The 14,234-nt window shown below is 65.3% G+C and carries 14 protein-coding genes and 2 pseudogenes; 5 read left to right on the top strand and 11 right to left on the bottom strand.

Annotated features, from left to right (window positions below; genetic code table 11):
* Positions 1–10 precede the first annotated feature (10 nt).
* Together G6N38_RS30230 and G6N38_RS11355 are read right to left on the bottom strand one after the other, a co-directional pair.
* Positions 11–696 (bottom strand): annotated as a pseudogene (locus G6N38_RS30230) (hypothetical protein).
* Between the two features lie 21 nt (positions 697–717).
* Entirely contained in the window at positions 718–2,106 is a 1,389-nt protein-coding gene (locus G6N38_RS11355) for an oxygenase MpaB family protein (protein ID WP_163747614.1), read from the bottom strand.
* A gap of 193 nt (positions 2,107–2,299) precedes the next feature.
* Here G6N38_RS11355 and G6N38_RS11350 point away from each other — a divergent pair, with 193 nt between their 5' ends.
* A complete protein-coding gene (locus G6N38_RS11350) occupies positions 2,300–3,484 on the top strand; it encodes a lycopene cyclase family protein (RefSeq protein WP_246227873.1) in 1,185 nt (394 codons plus the stop codon).
* A gap of 42 nt (positions 3,485–3,526) precedes the next feature.
* On the opposite strand, the gene G6N38_RS11345 is transcribed toward G6N38_RS11350, so the two are convergent.
* The 3 genes from G6N38_RS11345 to G6N38_RS11335 all read right to left on the bottom strand — a co-directional run bounded on the left by G6N38_RS11345 (position 3,527) and on the right by G6N38_RS11335 (position 5,965).
* The gene (locus G6N38_RS11345; protein ID WP_163747613.1) at positions 3,527–3,961 is read right to left on the bottom strand and encodes a pyridoxamine 5'-phosphate oxidase family protein; all 435 of its coding nucleotides are present in this window, start codon (positions 3,959–3,961) and stop codon (positions 3,527–3,529) included.
* Positions 3,962–3,990: 29 nt separating this feature from the next.
* On the bottom strand, positions 3,991–4,221 hold the full coding sequence (locus tag G6N38_RS11340) for a CIA30 family protein (RefSeq protein ID WP_246227871.1): 231 nt from the start codon (positions 4,219–4,221) through the stop codon (positions 3,991–3,993).
* 130 nt (positions 4,222–4,351) lie between these two features.
* On the bottom strand, positions 4,352–5,965 hold the full coding sequence (locus G6N38_RS11335; protein WP_163747612.1) for an arylsulfatase: 1,614 nt from the start codon (positions 5,963–5,965) through the stop codon (positions 4,352–4,354).
* 190 nt (positions 5,966–6,155) lie between these two features.
* Between G6N38_RS11335 and G6N38_RS11330 the strand changes: the two genes are divergently transcribed.
* Entirely contained in the window at positions 6,156–6,518 is a 363-nt protein-coding gene (locus tag G6N38_RS11330; protein WP_246227869.1) for a hypothetical protein, read from the top strand.
* Between the two features lie 711 nt (positions 6,519–7,229).
* Positions 7,230–7,322: a hypothetical protein gene (locus tag G6N38_RS31175; protein WP_407662966.1), complete on the top strand. Its 93-nt coding sequence runs from the start codon at positions 7,230–7,232 to the stop codon at positions 7,320–7,322.
* A 24-nt stretch (positions 7,323–7,346) separates the two neighbouring features.
* On the opposite strand, the gene G6N38_RS11320 is transcribed toward G6N38_RS31175, so the two are convergent.
* Positions 7,347–7,772 (bottom strand): MarR family winged helix-turn-helix transcriptional regulator, encoded by a 426-nt coding sequence (locus tag G6N38_RS11320; protein WP_163747610.1) that lies wholly within the window; start codon positions 7,770–7,772, stop codon positions 7,347–7,349.
* A gap of 81 nt (positions 7,773–7,853) precedes the next feature.
* Here G6N38_RS11320 and G6N38_RS11315 point away from each other — a divergent pair, with 81 nt between their 5' ends.
* Positions 7,854–8,666, top strand: coding sequence for an SDR family NAD(P)-dependent oxidoreductase (locus tag G6N38_RS11315; RefSeq protein WP_163747609.1), 813 nt, complete (start codon positions 7,854–7,856; stop codon positions 8,664–8,666).
* 161 nt (positions 8,667–8,827) lie between these two features.
* Here the strand turns inward: G6N38_RS11315 and G6N38_RS11310 are convergent.
* From G6N38_RS11310 to G6N38_RS11290, 5 genes and pseudogenes are all read right to left on the bottom strand, one after another.
* Positions 8,828–8,968 (bottom strand): annotated as a pseudogene (locus tag G6N38_RS11310) (pyridoxal 5'-phosphate synthase lyase subunit PdxS); the annotation flags it as partial.
* 261 nt (positions 8,969–9,229) lie between these two features.
* Complete coding sequence (locus G6N38_RS11305) at positions 9,230–9,754, bottom strand: AAA family ATPase (protein WP_163747608.1); 525 nt, start codon at positions 9,752–9,754, stop codon at positions 9,230–9,232.
* Positions 9,755–10,011: 257 nt separating this feature from the next.
* Positions 10,012–11,286: an MFS transporter gene (locus G6N38_RS11300; RefSeq protein ID WP_163747607.1), complete on the bottom strand. Its 1,275-nt coding sequence runs from the start codon at positions 11,284–11,286 to the stop codon at positions 10,012–10,014.
* Positions 11,287–12,000, bottom strand: coding sequence for an SDR family NAD(P)-dependent oxidoreductase (locus G6N38_RS11295; RefSeq protein WP_246227994.1), 714 nt, complete (start codon positions 11,998–12,000; stop codon positions 11,287–11,289). It lies immediately after the preceding gene.
* A 5-nt stretch (positions 12,001–12,005) separates the two neighbouring features.
* On the bottom strand, positions 12,006–13,346 hold the full coding sequence (locus G6N38_RS11290; RefSeq protein WP_163747605.1) for an alpha/beta hydrolase domain-containing protein: 1,341 nt from the start codon (positions 13,344–13,346) through the stop codon (positions 12,006–12,008).
* A 126-nt stretch (positions 13,347–13,472) separates the two neighbouring features.
* Here G6N38_RS11290 and G6N38_RS11285 point away from each other — a divergent pair, with 126 nt between their 5' ends.
* Positions 13,473–14,066: a TetR/AcrR family transcriptional regulator gene (locus tag G6N38_RS11285; protein ID WP_163747604.1), complete on the top strand. Its 594-nt coding sequence runs from the start codon at positions 13,473–13,475 to the stop codon at positions 14,064–14,066.
* Positions 14,067–14,234 lie beyond the last annotated feature (168 nt).

Raw genomic sequence — 14,234 nt, 5'->3', positions numbered from 1 at the left:
TAGGGGTCTGCTACGGCCGTACCGGCCTTCGACAGGCTACGAACGGGGCCCTTCGATGTCTAGTTGGCCCGCAGCCGGCCCGTCGGCAATCAGCTCGGTCCCCGATGAACTCCACCCCGGCGCTGAGAGCAGGGCGGTGGCGCAGGACTCGATAATGGGCCAGCCGGCCGAAGCCATGGCGTGCGGCGAACAGGTCTAGATAGAGCGGAAAATCGGCCATGGACGCGAAGAAGACCAAGCGCCCAACCGGTGCGCCCTGCCCCGCCGCCAACGCAGTCGCGTTCGCGCCGAGTGAGTGGGCGACCACCGCATCGGCGGGCCCATGAGTCTCGATCATGGCCGCAATCACGTCGGCACACCCGGTCGCTGTGGTGCGCCCCGGGGCGAGCGCACATGAATCGGATTCGTTATGGCTGGGCAGGTCGAACGCAACACTCCGATGCCCAGCGTCCCCATTCCTCACCAGCGACCCGATGCCCATCCCAATACGCTTCTACCGGCCTGCCTGACGACACACCCGGTGGCATGCGCAGACTCGACTTCGAGAACCGTTGGGGTGCAACATAGCTCGACCGCTCACCGCGATCCCAACCAAGGCGCGAGCTGGTCGAGCACCCGGAGGCGTCGGTCCTGAGGGACACGGAGAGACCCAACGCGGCGACGAACGCTAGCTGGGCGAACACCATGCCGAGGAATGGCGGGCGTCACGTCGGCGGACTATCCGGTGAAACCCTCACCCGCGGTCGACCGATCGTGGTGGCTGAAGGTCAGCGGGATGTGCTTGCCGCGGGCGATCTTGCTCAGCATGGCGATCCGCTCGCGCGCGGCGGCACCGCTCTTCTTCCTGCGCTCACGGATGGGGTTAGACCACGGCAGCCTGTCGGTCACCATCGCGATACCGACGTTGAGCTTCGTGAGGTTGGTAAAGATGCGAACGCGGCGTTCGAAGTTGTAGCCCAACGACTCGAACAGGGTGTCCGCCACCATGGCCTCGATCTGCTTGTACCCGAACACGACGCCTGCCGGCGTCAGGGCGATGCTCGCGGTGATCTGGTTGGCGTAGCGGGCGGCCACCTTCTTGGCCAAGCCGGGAAGCGCCTCGGTCAAGGTCGTCACGTGCGCGGGACCGGCAATGGCATCGACGAGTTCGGCACGCCACGGGGACGGGTTGCCGCCCCTGGCGAGAACATAATTCAGCGATTTGATCAGCTCGATGCCGGTGGGCGAGTGGAGCGGTTCGGGGGCTCCCCACAACCGCCCGGAGAAGGACGAATATTCGGCGAGATCCTCGAGCTGTTGCGGGGTCAGCTTGCGCCCGAAGGCATGGTCGACGAGACGTCCGAGCAACATGCCACTGCCGAATCCCAGCAGCGACGTCGTGGGAATCGGTTCGCCGAACTTGAGATAGACGTCGTCACCCCACTTCCGCCGCAGTCCGCGGCTGGCCAGTGCGTGCATCAACCGCACCCGCACCACATCTTGGAACGCATCCGATTGGCGGTCGAAGATGTCGGGCAGAGTGAATTCGGCGAATACCCGGGCTGTTTCGATGAAGCGTCGCGGGCCGTCGTCGGCGAAGCGGCCTGTCGCGCCGGTGGCCGCGGAAATATCCCCGGTCATCGCGGTCTCGTAGAACGCCCATCCGCGGATGATCGTTGTGGCGGCCCACGTGCTCGACATCGCCAGCATCCGGCCTCGCTCGGCGGCGACAAGATCGAACTGGGCGGGCAGCTGATCCACATGATCGAAGAGCTCGACGAATTCGCGTGGCGGATCCTCGAGCGTCTCGATGCCCTGGGTCAACGCCTGCTCGAACAGTGCGCGGCCCTGCTCATAACCAAGGCGCTCGAATGCCTCGACCGCGCCGATCATGAGTTCGTCGCGTTGCCAGAAATAGTCGTCACGAATGCGGGTGAGGTCGCTGGGTTCGAGCTCCTTGTCGATGTCGATCCACTCGCCGAAGATGAACTCGCGCATGTGACGCCACTGGTCGGCGAAGTGGTCACGACCCGGCGGGATGGGCCGCAACGGCCGGTCGGGGTGGTCACGCCGATTGAAGTCAACATCCTCAAGAAGTAACTGCGGACGCTGGCCGGTCACCGTCATGAAGCGACGTTATCGCGGGCGGGACCATCTGGCAACGCCCGTTGTCAGTTGGTGCGGGGTGGGGCGGTAGCCAGATGGCAGTGGCGGCCTGGCTGGTGTGGCGCAGCGGACCGATCGCCGATGACCGCGGCGCGCTGGCGGTCTGGCACCTCAACCGGTGACGTCGTCACGACCGTCGTGCACGATGATGCCGATGGATGTCTTGGTAGTCGGCGGCGGACCGGCCGGGTCGGCGCTCGCCGGCGCCTGCGCTCGGCGGGGGCTGGTCACCGGTCTGCTCGACCCATCGCCGGCACAGCCGTGGACGGCGACCTATGGCATGTGGAGCCGGGAGCTGCCCGACGACCTGCCGGAATCTGTGGTTGCCGCCCGAGCCGCTGGACGGGCGATCGCGGTTACGGAGCACCGGCTGGGATGGGAGTACGCCGTACTCGACGTCCCCGCACTGCAGACCCACCTCGCCGGTCAACTGGCCGGGGTGCGCATCCACTCCGGACGGGCGGTCGGATCCCCGGAGGCCGGGGTCGTTGCCCTAGCCGACGGCTCCTGGTTGCGCGCGTCGGTCGTCGTCGACGCCGGGGGTCGCGCCCGGCCGTTGGACCCGGCCGCGCGATACGGGACCCCCGCCGAACAGACGGCGTACGGGTTGGTCGTCGACGAGGAGACTGCCGCACCGTTTACCGGTCCCGGCGAGGCACTGTTCATGGATTGGCGCCGCGACCACGGAGAGGACGGGTGGGCGACCTTTCTCTATGCCGTTCCGCTCGGTGAAGGCCGGACGCTGCTCGAGGAGACCTCGCTGGCACGCCGGCCCGGGCTGCCCCTGTCGACACTGCGTCGGCGGTTGCATGCCCGGCTCGCCCATCACGGTGTCCGACTACCCGACGAGGCGCGCAGCGAGAAGGTTTCGTTTCGCGTGGACCATCCACGGCACCGGGGAGCGGGGGTGCTCGGCTTCGGTGCCGCCGCGCCGTTGATCCATCCGGCCACCGGATTCAGCATCGCCGCCTCGCTCCACCTGGCCCCGAGAGTCGCCACCGCCGTCGCCACACATCTGGCCGACGGGCCGAAGCGGGCCCTGGCCGAAGCCCGGGAGACGGTGTGGCCGGTCGGGGCGCGGGCTGTGCACCGGGTGCGACGGATCGGCCTGGAGGCGTTACTGCGAATGCCGCCAGCAGATCTGCCCGCGTTCTTCGAGCAGTTCTTCACCCTGCCCGAGGCGCACCGCTGGACCTACCTCACCGCCCGCGACGACATCCACGGCACCCTGGCCGCGATGGGTTGCCTCTTCCGGTCGTCCAAGGGACGGTTGCGTCGTCAGTTGGTGATCCCCGCACTGCTTCCCCCGCTGCCCACCAATGAGGTGGCCGGTCCGTAGTGTGCTGTCGATCAACAGCTTTCGCCGTCTCGCCTTGGCGGCCTAGTCCGACGGCGAGGCTCCGTAATCCCATGACAGTGTTCTGACGGGCGTCATGCGGATGTAGGTGGCACCCGGTCTGGGCTCGGTGGGCCAGTCGGCCTCCGGCACGCCCCGCGCCCGAGCACCTTCCCGCGCGAGCTCAAGTGCTTCGCTTGATTCGCGAACGATACGGGCGAGACCTTGGAGCAGCACTCCCCGGATATCGGCCATGGTAGAGCCGTCTTCGAGCAAGACACTGGCATGCGGGTTGCTTTCGATGTTGGCAACTTTGCGAGTCCCATCTCGCACACCCATGATGATGTCGCGGCCAAGGCGAAAGTATCCAAGGGGTACCGAATGCGGAAATCCGTCCTTGTCGATGGTGCTCAGCACCGCCCAGCCCGGGTGGCTATCAAGATAGGCCTCGACTTCTTCATCACTGAGTTTTCTTGGCATGGAACGAGTTTAGGTGGCCGGCGGACACCTCACCGTGAGGTGATGGCACTGATGGCGAATCCGCCGTTGTTGTCCAGCGAGATGTCGCCCGAGAACACCAGGCCACCGTCCCCGAATGTCACCGTCGATGAGGACCGGCCACCCATGACGGGGTCGTTCACCGTTGTCCAGGTGGCTACCGCGTTGGGATCACCGAGGTCGACGAGAATTGCTTGCCCGGCTGTCGGCTCGTCTGCCCCTGCGATGGGTCCGGTGCTCACGCACCCCACGATCAGGGCCGCCAGGGATATGAGTGCCAAACCTGTCCGCGCCCGCCACCGTTGATCCGTCCCCATCACCCCAATGTGGGGGCGTGGTGGGTCATATGGACGACCGTTCCTCACGTGCGGGTCACAGCGCCTCCGCGTCGATCTCGAAGAGCGACACGGGCCCGATGATCACGCCGTTCTCCTCCACGTAGCGGTCCCACAGCTCGAGCAAGTCGGCCAGTTTGTCGGGCCGGGAGGCGGCCAGGTCGTCCACCTCGCCGGGATCGCGTGAAAGGTCATAGAGCTGCCAGGTGCCCGTGCCGTAGGGCGCGGGCAGATGCAGCGCCTTCCAATCGCCCTGGCGAATAGCGCGGCGGCCGAACAACTCCCACCCGGTACCGGTGTCGGCATCGTGCACCGTGTCCGTCTGTCCGGACAGGTAGGGCACCATTGATCGGCCGCGCATCGGCTCGACCTCCCGGCCCCGGTACTCGGTACCGGGATGCTCGGCGCCGGCGAGCTCCAGCACGGTCGGGGCGATGTCCATGGCGGTGGTGAACGCCGTGCCGATCTCCCCCTGCCGGGAAAAGCCCGGCCAGGTAACAAAGCCCACCACCCGGATACCGCCCTCGCTGGTGAAGGCTTTGTGCAGCCGCGACGGCGCGGTGGCGGCCTGCGCCCAACGCGGGCCGTACCAGGTGTAGGAGGTGGGACCGCCGAGGTTATCCAGGCTGTTGTCACAGTGTTTCGCGACGAATGCGGCGATTCCGGCGCCGCGCAGCGGCATCGCCTCGACGATCGTTCCCTCCGCGCCGTTGTCCGACAGGAAGATCACGACCGTGTTGTCGAGCTCGCCGGTGCTGTCGAGGTAGTCGATCACCCGGCCGATGTTCCAGTCCATCCTGTCCACCATGGCGGCGTAGACCTCCATGGTGCGGGCGGACACGGCGCGCTCCTCGTCGGTCATGTCCGCCCATTCGGGGGCGCCGTCGGCCACCACCGGATGCGGCTCGATGTCGGTTGGGCACAGGCCCATTCGTGTGAGCGCAGTCAGCCGCTCCTCGCGCAGTGCGTCCGGTCCGGCGTCGTAGCGGCCGTGGTACGCGGCGATGGTTTCCCGCGGAGCCTGCAGCGGCCAGTGCGGCGCCTGGAAGGGCAGGTAGGCGAAGAAGGGCCGGCCCTCCGGGCCCTGGGGACGTTCGCGCAGGTACTGCAGCAGCTTGTCGGTATAGGTATCCGACGAGTAGAAGTCCTCCCCTACCGTGACGAACTGATCGTCTTCGGTGAATATCGTTGGGACGGCAGAGAACCCACCGCCCGAGCGGGTGCCGTAATGGCTGGCTCCGGCCGGCAACAGGGCGAAGGAGCGGTCGAATCCCCGTGCCCACGGAGATCGGTCGATGGTGTTGCCCAGATGCCACTTGCCCGCCATGAGGGTCTGGTAACCGGCGTCGCGCAGCAGTTCCGGCAGCGCCACGACCCGGTCGTTCAGATACCCCTCGTAGCCGGGGGCGCCGCGGAAATCCGGGGCAGCCATCTCGAGCATGGTGCCGATTCCGGCGACGTGGTGATCGGTTCCGGTCAGCAACATCGCCCGCGTCGGCGAGCAGGCCGGAGCGGAATGGAAATCGGTCAGCCTGATACCCGCATGGGCCAGGCGGTCCAGGTTGGGAGTGTTGATTTCGCCGCCGAAGGCGCCGATGTCGGAGAACCCGAGGTCGTCGGCCACGATGACCAGGAAGTTGGGACGAGTCACGCTGAAGCATCCTGTCACGGCCCACCACTAGACCCGCCCTTAAATTGCTTTTTCACCAGCGCCACCACCTGCACGCCGTGCTGCCCGTGGTTTCTCTACGCCATCAGCGGCGTTAGCACACCTAGGTCTCTTGCGAACGGCGTCGCTTAGTTGGCGACCTGGGAATTCTGCGAGGTCTAGCGTGGGCGGAATGGGTTTGTTCAGTCATGAAGAGTTCCCGGATCCGGCCGACGGCGTTGGTGGTGGTGGTGGGGTTGTTGAGCGAGCTCGGGGTGCCGAGGTGGGCGAGTACGGGGTGGATGAACCTGTGGTCGTGGGTCCGGGGTTGCCGCCTGAGGATGGTTCGTGCGGCCAGTTCGCTGTGCAGTTTCATGTGTCTACGTCAATGCTGGTCGGGCTGAAACGTATTGCGGATATGCGTGGGGTGAGCGTGCCGGAAGTATGCCGGCAGGTGATCGGCGTATTTGTTGCCCAGCAGGAGGGTGAGCTGGGCGCATTGCTTGCCGCCGAGGCCGAGGCGGCTGATTACCGGCCGAGTTTGGGTGAGGCGTAGTCGGCTGAATCGCCCAATGGCACAACAGATTCCCTCGGACCGGATTTTAGAAGTCCGGACGCCGGATATCTTCGGATCGAGGCTCTGTTCACCGTACCCGCCGGTGACGACATGCGCACCGTCCTCTACGGATGGGGCGGCGAGAGTGCCGACGGGCCGACCTCCGGAACGCCCAGCGCGTCGGCGATGGTCGTCCGTGTGACTTCTGAAGCTTGATGTCCACCCACGTTGCTCTGAGCTGCGGCGACCACAGCGTTCTCACGAGATGTCCATACCGCGGAATCTCACTTTCGTGTCCACTCGCCCAGAGACGTGAATTGACGCGACGCCGCGATCTTTTTCTTGCCGGATCAATGCCGCACGCCGGCTTTCGTCATGTGACGTGACGCGCAACGCAGGATCGGCCGGTCAGCATACTTGTTCAACTGCAAGAGCTTTCGAGGATGCTCGGCCCCGAACAATTGCCATCCGCCCTAGTATCGAGCTTCGGGCTTCGCGAACGCAGCCATGAGTACGGCTGCCATGCAGTGGTGCCAGCCTGATGACGCCCATCAATGGCAAGATCGCCATATCGACCTACTGTCTCGCGAAGCTTAAACCCCTTGGCGATAGGCCGATTCGACTTGCACCAGAATCAGCCACGACTGAGCGCCACACGCCCTATACCTGGAGCGCCAGTCGCTCTACAACCGCGTGGAGCGGATCCAGTCAGTGTTGAGCGTCGATCTCACCGACCCCGACGTGCGGCTGGGTTTGCACCTCGCATTGCGCGTGTTGCACCACATTCCGTCCGCCCGGATCTGAGCTCTCGGCCGCGCTGCGGCCGGATCAGTCAGGCGGGGTCGGCGCAGCGCGGTGCAGCAAGGCCAGCAGTTGCCGCAACTCGTCGTCGCCGAGCACCCCCAGCGGAGTCTTCTCCGTCGCCGTGTGTACGAGGTCTTCCCGCGCTTTCCGACCCTTCTCGGTCAAGACGAGGACACGGGAGCGGCGGTCGGCGGGATCGACGGACCGCTCGACGAAACCCCGCGCGGCAAGCTGATCGGTGATGAACGACAGATTGGGGGCGTTGCAGTAGATGCGTTCGGCCATCACCTTCATCGACGGCGGCGGCGCGTCGGGGTCCAGCGCCCAGAGCGCCTGAAAGGTCGCTGTTGTGAGACCGTATTCGGCCAGCGCCTCGCTGAGCAGGTGATTCGTGCGCATCCAGATGAGGTGGATTGCCGCGACCACCGCCGGGAGTTCGGATGCGACCATTCCGCCAGCCTACCGATCTTTCGAGAATCGAAGAATCTGTTACGGTCGATACTTCAAGTCTCGAATCAAATGGAGGAACGGATGGCATCCGACTACCGCGGAGTCACCGCACTCGTGACGGGCTCATCCAAGGGGCTGGGCAAGGCGCTCGCGCTGGAGCTGGCGCGGCGCGGAGCCCGACTGATCCTGGTGGCCCGATCGGCAGCCCAGTTGGGCGAGGTTGCGACCGAGATTCGGCAGCGGTACGGCAACCAGGACACCGAGGTGATCGTCGGTGACCTGATCGCTCCCGGGGGTCCGCAACGGATCCTCGCCGAACTGCACGACCGCGGCCTGACCGTCGACCTCTTGGTCAACAACGCCGGCGCCGGTGGGGCGGGCGCATTCCTGCGCCGACCACTCGATGGCCAACTCCGCAGTGTCGAACTCAATGTCAATGCTCTGCTTTCGCTCACCCACGCCATCGGTGGCGAGCTGATCGCCCGCGGCTCCGGCGGCATCATCAACGTCTCGTCGGTCGCGGGGTTTCAGCCGATGCCGTTTCAGGCGACCTACGCGGCGAGCAAGGCGTTCGTGTTGTCCTTCAGCGAATCTTTGGCCGAGGAGTTGCGAGGCAGCGGCGTGCGCGTCATGGCCTGCCACCCCGGCCCGATCGACACCGGCTTCTTCGACGGCACCACAGCCACCATGCAACCCAATGCCGATGCACCACAGCGGATTGCAGCGCGAACGCTGGACGACTTCGCCAAGGGCCGGGTGGCGTCCTACCCCGGCGGCCGCCAGTACCGTGCTGTTACGTGGCTTGGTCGCGTGCTGCCGCGCGTCGCCACGGCGCGGTTCACCGGCACGGTCAACCGACGACAGCACTTCGACGAGGTGGTCGACCTCGCCTAGCCAGCTGCCGGTCACATCGGCATGACGAACTTCCCGCGGATGTCTCCCGTTTGCCTGACCGAAAACTGTTGCGATCGGAAGTTGTTTCCCCGCAACATATTCGCGGAATCGACGAGGTCGAGCATTCCCCGAGTCTCGTGCGCTTCCCTCCCGATCAGACATGACCACGGCGCCGGCAGCCTCGGCGATGCGCGCCTGCTCGGGGTGACGACATCCATGATGACGCCGTCCTTGAGCATCTCGGCCATCCCGCGCTTCACGCGAGCTGTTCCGGTCCGGGCATCGTGGGCGTCCGCTGACACATCGAAAGTGTGACCACACCCACGGTGAGAGTCGAACGGCTCTCCGTCGCTCAACCGCCGAAAGTCTCGGACACAGTGCCGACCGGCCGCCAGCGCCCGATCCAAAGGCGACGACCGCCGCGTCGACGTCGTCCACTCTCATGGGTTAACCGAATCGCCTTCACTGCTTCGCAACTCGGGCAGGTCGACCGGTCGCCGTCAGTCCCCCCGCGGAATGCTGGACGCAACGGCGCCGACGCGTTTGGCCTACTCCCGGCTGACTCAGATGGTCCTCACCGCATCCACGATCGTGCGGGCCACACGTTGCGGAGCAATACCGACAGTGTCGATGACTTCCGCCTGGCTGTGCAGCCAGTTGCGTGCTGCATCGTCGTAGTCCTGCAAGTAGGCCCGGCGGAATGAGGACGGCCCCATGACGGTGTCGTGGTCTATCCGGGCGCGCAACGTCGCCTGGTCGGCGTGAAGGACGAAGTGCCGCAGCGGAATTCCGTAGTGGTGCAGTCCAGAGCTGATTTCCTGCCAGTACTGCTGCACCAGCACCGTCATGGGCACCACCAACGTGCCCCCAGTGAAGTCCAAGACTTGGCGTGCGGTCTCGACCACCAGCGACCGCCACGGCGGCCAGTGCTGGAAGTTGTCGGTCTCTGGCAGGCCCGGAGTGATGTCCATCAGCATTTCCCCGACCTTCTCGGCATCGAAGACCCGTGACTCCGGGAGCAGTTCCTGGACCAGCGCGCTGGCCGTCGTTTTGCCTACGCCGTGAGTTCCGTTGATCCAGACGATCATGGGCAAGAACGCTACCGGCAACGCACTCCACCTTGCTGGCTGTGCCGGCCCGAGTTGGCTCCGGCCGGGCGTCTCGGAGTGGCCGACTCGAAGTCGGTCTCCATAAATTGTTGACGCCGCCGCCAGCGAAGCGTCCGCACAAGACATCCAGTTTCGGCAACCCCTGATCTCGGGGAGCGTCAACGACCAGACTGTCCAGCTCCTCGTCGCTCAGCCCGTGGGCAGCGTCAGCGAGTTCTTCATCGCTCGCGGAGCGCTCAGCAGCTGCCCTTGATCAGCGGAATCAACAGGGCCGCAATGGCGGCCAGCGCAGCCCCGACGAGGTAGAGCACGGGGTACCCGCCCAGTGCGGTCAGCCCTCCGATTGCGATGACCGCTGGTGCCAACATGGGTCCGATCGAGCGGGGAATCGAATCGGCCAGACCAGCCACGGCCATGTACTTTCCCGATTCTCGTCCTTCGCCTGGCAGGACGTCGATGATCAACGCGCCCTCGACTGGCATCAGGATTCCGGTGGCCAGACCGGCCACGGCCATGCCGACCAAGTACGTGCCCGTCCCCGGGGCGAACGCAATGATCGTCGCTCCGGCTGCGATCACCAGCGAGCTGAACAGGATGAGGGTCTTTCGAATCTGAAACCGGTCACTGACCCATGACCCGACCCCGGCGCCGACCACGGCGGTGAGCAGGCCGATCAGGCCGGTGGCGGTGATGAGGCCGGAGAGATCAGCTGCCGGGACCGCAATCTGGTCGGTCAGGAAGTAGATGCCATACGTCGTGGTGAACGCACTGGCCAGTGTCATCAAGAATTTGGTGAGCCATGCCCAGCTGAAGTCGGGGGCCAGCCGCGGGCTCACCCGGAATCGATCGACGAACCCGGGTAGCAGAGCAAGGGCTTCGTCGCCCTTGGGCGTCGCGCCCAGGCGGCGGTCGGGCAGTATTGCCGCCAGCCCGAGTGAACATATCCCGCCGATGACGCCTGGTACGGCGAACATGAGCCACTGATCGGTCATTCGTGGCAGGGCGATCGATGCCACCACACCCGCGAGGATGGTCATCGCGGCGACGACGCCGAGCACTCTCCCGCGGTAGGACGCGGGGATGTGGTCGGGTACCACGGCCGCAAAGCCGCCCACGAAGATGCCCGTGCCCATGGCGTGCATGACGTCACCGATGATCAGACCGGGCAGCTCCGTGGCCATTCCCATGACGAACATCGCCACGGTACCCAGGGCCGCCCCCGCCAGGATGAAGGGTCTGCGCATGCCAAAGGGGGATGTACATCGGTCACTCAACACACCGCATGTCGGGGCGACGACCATCAATACGAAGGCATGCACTCCCGCCAGTAGGCCCAATACCCACTGTTTGCTCGATGGGCTGATCGCCGCCGCGGCGAGCGGCCAGGCAACCAGTACCAGCGACACCGTGTTGATGGCAGTTCCGAACTGGCCTGCCGCGATCCCAATGATCAGTCGTCTATTCAGCGGGGCGTCGGTTCTGTCGACTGCTTCGGCCGACGATTGACTCATCTACCAGAGCGTTCCGCGGTCCACCAACAGGGTGGCCCCGGTGATCGAGCGTGCACTGTCCGACGCGAGGTAGACCAATGCGTCGGCAATGTCGCCGGGTTCGATGACGCCAGGTAGCACGGGGTTGAGCCGGGTGAACATCATGGGATCAACGCCAGCCGGCACCATGTTCTGCGCTTGGGCGGCGTCGGGCAACGTGCCTATTCCACCTGGGCATACGCAATTGATCCGAACATGTTGTGGGGCAAGCTCAACCGCAATCGACTTCATGAAGTGCAAGAGCGCTGCCTTGGAGGCGCAGTACGCTGACATGTAGGGCTGGCCCTGCAGCCCCGAGATGGAGGCGACGCTGACGACGGTGCCGCTACTGTCGATGAGGTGTGGCAGTGCGGCTTGTGTCACGAGCATTGGACCTGTGGCATTGACGGCCATGATGTGATTCCACTGTTCCAGCGGCATCGTGCCCAATGGCTGCATGCCGCCGATGCCGGCAACGTTGACGACGGTGTCCAAGCCGCCGAGCGCATCTACCGCTCGGGCAATGGCTTCCTGGACTGAAGTCGGTTCGGTGACATCGCATTTCACCAGGCCATCGGCGTCTGTAATGTCTGCACCGACCACCTGGGCCCCCTCGTCGGTGAACAGTCGTAGCGCTGCGGCGCCGATTCCGGAGGCAGCTCCGGTGATGAAGACTCGCTTGCCTTGCATTCTCATGTTGGTCACCAGGTGATCTTTCCGGCGGCTGTAACCGCCTCTCGTCCGTCTTCGGCCAGAAGCACCCCGCGCGATTGCGCTTCGCTCACCGCCGCGGCGAAGCTTCGCCGATAGTTCGATGGTGCTCCGTAGATATCGGTGAGCTGTTGAGCGGTGAAGGGATACGTGCGTCCCGCCCCGCCAAGGCAGTCGCCGCGCCAGTCGTAGCGGGCGATCGGGACGTCGACCCACGGCGTACGCAGGCCCCCGGCCGCGTTGCCGTGCTCATCGACGTCCTCACGCGCCGTGGACGGCTCACCGCTTCGCGATAGTCGGGGAAAGCTCGGCGCCGCGGGACCGCCGGCCGTCCATCGGTCCAACGCAACGAGTGCAGCCCCCGAGATGTACTGCACGGGAAAGGTGTTGGCATACTCCGGCGGACAGATGTCGCTCTCGACGCCGAAGTCACGCCTCGTCGCTTCGGCCACGCGGACCATGTAGGGTCCCGTGGTGTGAGAACTGCCGGCCGGTTCCCAGAATCGCAGCAGCTCACCCTCGGGCTGGGCGACGGCCTGCACGGCGGCCGTCATCGTGTTGAGCACGATGGTCGGCGAAGCGACATCGATACGCAGCCAGGCCTCGGTGGGCGTGTGCACGCCTTCGGACAGTGTGACGCCGGCCTCCGTGAGGTCCTGCAGGAAGAAGCCGTCGAATACCCGGTGCAGCGGGTGCACGGCATTGACGTAATGCAGAAGACGCGCCGCGGCAATCGTGTTTCCGACGGCCAATACGCGCTGAACCGGCAGGCCGGCAAGGGGATCGGCACCAGACGGGTCGCGGGTCGGTCCGACCGCCGCGCCGATCTGGGACAGTACGTCGTAGCACAGATCGGAGTGGGGGAAGGAAAGTCGGCCGTACCGTGCAGCATCCCATTGCAGCAGGCTGGGCCCTACTGGCACTGTCATGGTTCCGAGGGTGATCTCTTCCTCGGCGTTGGTGTCGATGCCTTCGTGGTGCAGTGATGCGCCGACCCAGGCAAACCCTTCTCGCAACAACGTTTCGGCGTTCCACCGGTAGTTAGTGTCGCGTTCGCTGTTGAAGTATTCCTGCATGAATTCCACGACGACGGTCCCGTTGAAGCGGGCCGCCGGGGGGCGCCGCACCAGGATCCTGGTGGTGAAGGGCGTGTCGTCGCCGGCGACGACGTCCCAGCGTCCGTCGGGGCCCAGGGTCGTCCCTGGCGCCGGAATGAATGTGCAGGCGTCCCCGGAGACGAAGTATTCATGCTCGGTGTAGCCGTAGGTATCGAGATCGACGATCGATGCCGAGTGCAGTCGCCCAGCGTCAGCACCGATCGGGCCATCCATGGAGACCGATCGAACGTCCCCGGCACGCCTGGCCGATTGAGGAGCGTTGTGTGACATGTAGCGCCTCTCACCATGACCGCCGTCTGTAGCCATTTGGCTACAGTTCCCGCAGGCTAATGTAGCCACATGGCTACAACTCGTGCAACTTCGCCTACGTCACCCGCGGTTCGCCCCGCAGGCGATGCCGTCGTGCCGGCCGTACTCGATGCCGCAGCCACCCTCTTCGCCGAACGCGGGCCTGCAAGAACCTCACTGCGCGATGTCGCCACCGAGGCGGGCGTGACCTACGGTCTGGTCTTTCGGCACTTCGGCACCAAGGAGAATCTCATCGCCGCGGTCCTCGACCACCTCGGCGATCGCCTGCTCGAGCTGATCAACGATCGCCAGCGCGGCGAGGATTTCGACACGGCGGTCAACACCCACGCGGTGGTAGTCGCTCGCGCCCTGCTGGACGGGTTTCCCGCCGACAAGTTGCAGACCCGCTTTCCGGGCGTCGACATCCTCATCGACGAGCTGTCCGACGCGTTCGACACCGAGCTCGAAGCGCGCCTCGCCGCCGCCAATGCCGTTGCCCTGCAGGTCGGCTGGCTCCTACTGGAACCTTATCTGCGCGCGGCGACCGGTCTTACCGAGACGCCTCAGGAAACGGTGGATGACGCGGTGAACGCCACGCTGGCGACCATCACCCGGGCCAGCAGTCCACGACGGTTCCGCACGTAGACGGCAGTCCACGGAGTCGCCGTCGAGCCCGCTGAACGGAAGTCGGGCTCAATCCGCACTCAACCGGCTTCTCGCCTTCGTCGCACTCGCATCGGAGTCCTGGCCCGCGCCGCCGGCCAGCGGGACGATCTCGACGCGATCAACTCTTCCCGAAAAGTGACATCTAAT

This window comes from Mycolicibacterium helvum, from assembly GCF_010731895.1.
Taxonomy (GTDB): Bacteria; Actinomycetota; Actinomycetes; order Mycobacteriales; family Mycobacteriaceae; genus Mycobacterium; species Mycobacterium helvum.
This window is presented reverse-complemented; position numbering and strand designations above follow the sequence as displayed.

Excerpts from the sequence above, each read along its gene's own strand:
- G6N38_RS11320 (WP_163747610.1), bottom strand. The coding sequence starts at position 7,772 with ATGGTCGCATCCGAACTCCCGGCGGTGGTCGCGGCAATCCACCTCATC.
- G6N38_RS11290 (WP_163747605.1), bottom strand. The coding sequence starts at position 13,346 with ATGGATGGCCCGATCGGTGCTGACGCTGGGCGACTGCACTCGGCATCG.
- G6N38_RS11315 (WP_163747609.1), top strand. The coding sequence starts at position 7,854 with ATGGCATCCGACTACCGCGGAGTCACCGCACTCGTGACGGGCTCATCC.
- G6N38_RS11300 (WP_163747607.1), bottom strand. The coding sequence starts at position 11,286 with ATGAGTCAATCGTCGGCCGAAGCAGTCGACAGAACCGACGCCCCGCTG.
- G6N38_RS11355 (WP_163747614.1), bottom strand. The coding sequence starts at position 2,106 with ATGACGGTGACCGGCCAGCGTCCGCAGTTACTTCTTGAGGATGTTGAC.
- G6N38_RS11350 (WP_246227873.1), top strand. The coding sequence starts at position 2,300 with ATGGATGTCTTGGTAGTCGGCGGCGGACCGGCCGGGTCGGCGCTCGCC.
- G6N38_RS11285 (WP_163747604.1), top strand. The coding sequence starts at position 13,473 with ATGGCTACAACTCGTGCAACTTCGCCTACGTCACCCGCGGTTCGCCCC.
- G6N38_RS11330 (WP_246227869.1), top strand. The coding sequence starts at position 6,156 with ATGGGTTTGTTCAGTCATGAAGAGTTCCCGGATCCGGCCGACGGCGTT.
- G6N38_RS11295 (WP_246227994.1), bottom strand. The coding sequence starts at position 12,000 with ATGAGAATGCAAGGCAAGCGAGTCTTCATCACCGGAGCTGCCTCCGGA.
- G6N38_RS11345 (WP_163747613.1), bottom strand. The coding sequence starts at position 3,961 with ATGCCAAGAAAACTCAGTGATGAAGAAGTCGAGGCCTATCTTGATAGC.
- G6N38_RS11305 (WP_163747608.1), bottom strand. The coding sequence starts at position 9,754 with ATGATCGTCTGGATCAACGGAACTCACGGCGTAGGCAAAACGACGGCC.